The 2,547-nt window shown below is 56.2% G+C and carries 4 protein-coding genes; 2 read left to right on the top strand and 2 right to left on the bottom strand.

Going from position 1 to position 2,547, the window contains the following annotated elements; translation table 11 throughout:
* Nucleotides 1-215: response regulator (locus QZ517_RS20010; RefSeq protein ID WP_294230831.1), on the top strand; the 215-nt coding region annotated here is incomplete at its 5' end.
* A 197-nt stretch (nucleotides 216-412) separates the two neighbouring features.
* Here QZ517_RS20010 and QZ517_RS20005 read toward each other — a convergent pair.
* Entirely contained in the window at nucleotides 413-823 is a 411-nt protein-coding gene (locus tag QZ517_RS20005; protein ID WP_294230828.1) for an MAPEG family protein, read from the bottom strand.
* A gap of 114 nt (nucleotides 824-937) precedes the next feature.
* On the opposite strand from QZ517_RS20005, the gene QZ517_RS20000 reads away from it, so the two are divergent.
* A complete protein-coding gene (locus tag QZ517_RS20000) occupies nucleotides 938-1,525 on the top strand; it encodes a TetR/AcrR family transcriptional regulator (protein ID WP_294230825.1) in 588 nt (195 codons plus the stop codon).
* Nucleotides 1,526-1,701: 176 nt separating this feature from the next.
* Here the strand turns inward: QZ517_RS20000 and eno are convergent.
* Nucleotides 1,702-2,547: phosphopyruvate hydratase (gene eno, locus QZ517_RS19995; RefSeq protein ID WP_294230823.1), on the bottom strand; the 846-nt coding region annotated here is incomplete at its 5' end.

Here is a 2,547-nt window from a genome sequence, read left to right as displayed (position 1 = left end):
TGATGGACATCAACATGCCCAATATGGATGGCATTGACGCCACCCGCGAGATCAGCCGGTTGCTGTCCCCGGAAGGGCCAAAGATCATCGCCGTGACCGCAAGCGTGTCCAATATGCAGAAGCAGGAATGTGACGGCGTTGGTTTTTCCGGCTTTATTCCCAAGCCTGTGCGCATTGATAAGCTGGTTGAGGTGCTGTCTGAGCACCTGCACTGAGGCCGCTAACCCGTTACAAGAACAAGCCCCGCTCATTGGCGGGGCTTAATTGGTTTCAAGTTATTGCCAAGCCTTACGTCATCACAGACCAGCCTGCGTATTCGGCGGTCTCATCCAGGGCTTCCTCGATGCGGAGCAGCGCGTTGGATTTCGCCAGATGGTAGGGCACTTCAGCGATCTGTGACCGGCAGACCCTCTCACAGCAACTGCGTTGACAGGTATATAGCTGGTGCGATCATCGAGGCGTAGGTTGTGAGCATAGCGACGCCGCGCAACGCTGGGGGGTAGGGGTTGGTCAACATTGCAAACGCATGGAGCCACCGTCCAGCTGCAAAGGCCAGAGCGACGCCCCACAGCCACATGCCTTGGGCACCGGAGACTTCTGCCAGTCCAATCAGGATCAAGGCAAATGGCGCGTATTCCATCAGGTTTCCCTGAGCTCGTATCGCGGCGGTGAGTTTGACATCCGGATGGGGGCCAAATGCAGCGGCGGTTAGTTCACCCGCGGCCTTTCCAACCCGCGCGCGCTGAATCGACACATATACAGTTAATGGGAACGCTAAGATTGCAAGGAGCACGGCGAGTGTGGTTGTGATTGTTAATGTCATTGGGTTTGTCTCATTTCAAATTGCCATTTCGTCAGCGTATTTCAGGATTCAAAAGATGATGAAGGACATCTTTTGGTTTGGTGTTAGTAAGTTTGGAAAGTTGGGAGATCAGCCATGCCCTATCCTTCAGGACACGCCGAGAAATCGAAGGCAAAAATTGTCGAAGCTGCGCGGTGTTTGTTCAATGCCCACGGCTTTGAGAAAGTCACCATTGATATGGTGATGAAAGAGGCAGGCCTGACCCGTGGTGGGTTCTACAGGCATTTTGCCAGCAAAGAGGTTTTGTATGGGGCTGCTGTGCAGAGCTTTCTAATGGGCAAAGGTGCAGAATGGCGGGCGGATGCCGGTGTGGACCCGACAAATTTGTCCCCGGAGATGGGCCAACAGATGCTCGACAGCTACTTGTCGGCAAAGCATTTGGGAGAGCTGGAAAATCAATGCCCGATGATCGCGTTGCCGTCTGATGTCGCGCGTCAATCGCCCGAAGTGCGTCAGGCCTACCAAAACCTGTTGACCGCTATGGTTTGGCTGTTTGAGTCCACACAAGAAGGGTCCGCCGCAAAGAGGCGACAGCGAGCGCTGGCGATGAGCGCGTTGTGCGTGGGGGGCATGGTTTTGGCGCGGACCATTCCGGATTCTGAACTATCAGAAGAAGTGCGGGCTGCTGCGTATCAGGCGGCTTCTGACCTTACCAAAACGTGAGGCTATAAATGCATGGCCGTGTGAAGGGCGCCCCTTTAGGACCAGATCAAGTGGTGAGCGGTGGTTTTACTGCAAAATAGCCCTTTGCTGGACCATTGGTTTCCCATTGCTTCACCCAGAAAAAAGCCCCCGAACTTAAGGTCGGGGACTTCTGTTTTTCAACTTATCACCGAGCCCTATTTCAGCACGGAGCGGCCAGCGTATTCGGCGGTTTCGCCAAGTGCTTCCTCGATGCGGATCAGCTGGTTGTATTTGGCCAGACGGTCGGAACGGGACAGGGAGCCGGTTTTGATCTGGCCGCAGTTGGTGGCCACGGCGAGGTCGGCGATGGTGGCGTCCTCGGTTTCGCCGGAGCGGTGGGACATCACGTTGGTGTAGCGTGCGCGGTGGGCCATATCGACGGCTTTCAGCGTCTCGGTCAGGGAGCCGATCTGGTTCACTTTCACCAGCATGGAGTTGGCCACGCCCTGAGCAATGCCGTCTGCGAGACGGGCTGGGTTGGTCACAAAGAGATCGTCGCCCACCAGCTGGACTTTGTCGCCGATCAGGTCGGTCAGGGCTTTCCAGCCGTCCCAGTCGTCTTCGTCCATGCCGTCTTCGATGGAGATGATCGGGTAGTCGTTGCAGAGGTCGGCGAGGTACCGTGCGTTCTCAGCGGAGGTCAGGGATTTGCCTTCGCCCACCATCTCGTATTTGCCGTCTTTGTAGTACTCAGAGGAGGCGCAATCGAGGGCGAGGTAGATGTCTTCGCCTGGCTTGTAGCCGGCTTTTTCGATGGAGGTCATTACGAAGTCCAACGCCTTGCGGGTGCTTTCCAGAGCTGGGGCAAAGCCGCCTTCGTCACCGATGCCGGTGTTGTAGCCTGCGGCGGTCAGCTCTTTTTTCAGGGTGTGGAAGACTTCGGCGCCCATGCGGATGGCTTCGCGGATGTTGGCCGCGGAGACAGGCATGATCATGAATTCCTGAATGTCGATCGGGTTGTCGGCGTGCTCGCCGCCGTTGATGATGTTCATCATTGGCAC

Source organism: uncultured Shimia sp. (assembly GCF_913054185.1).
Classification (GTDB): Bacteria; Pseudomonadota; Alphaproteobacteria; order Rhodobacterales; family Rhodobacteraceae; genus Shimia.
The sequence above is the reverse complement of the archived record's forward strand: the minus strand, read 5'-3'. Positions and strand labels throughout refer to the sequence as shown.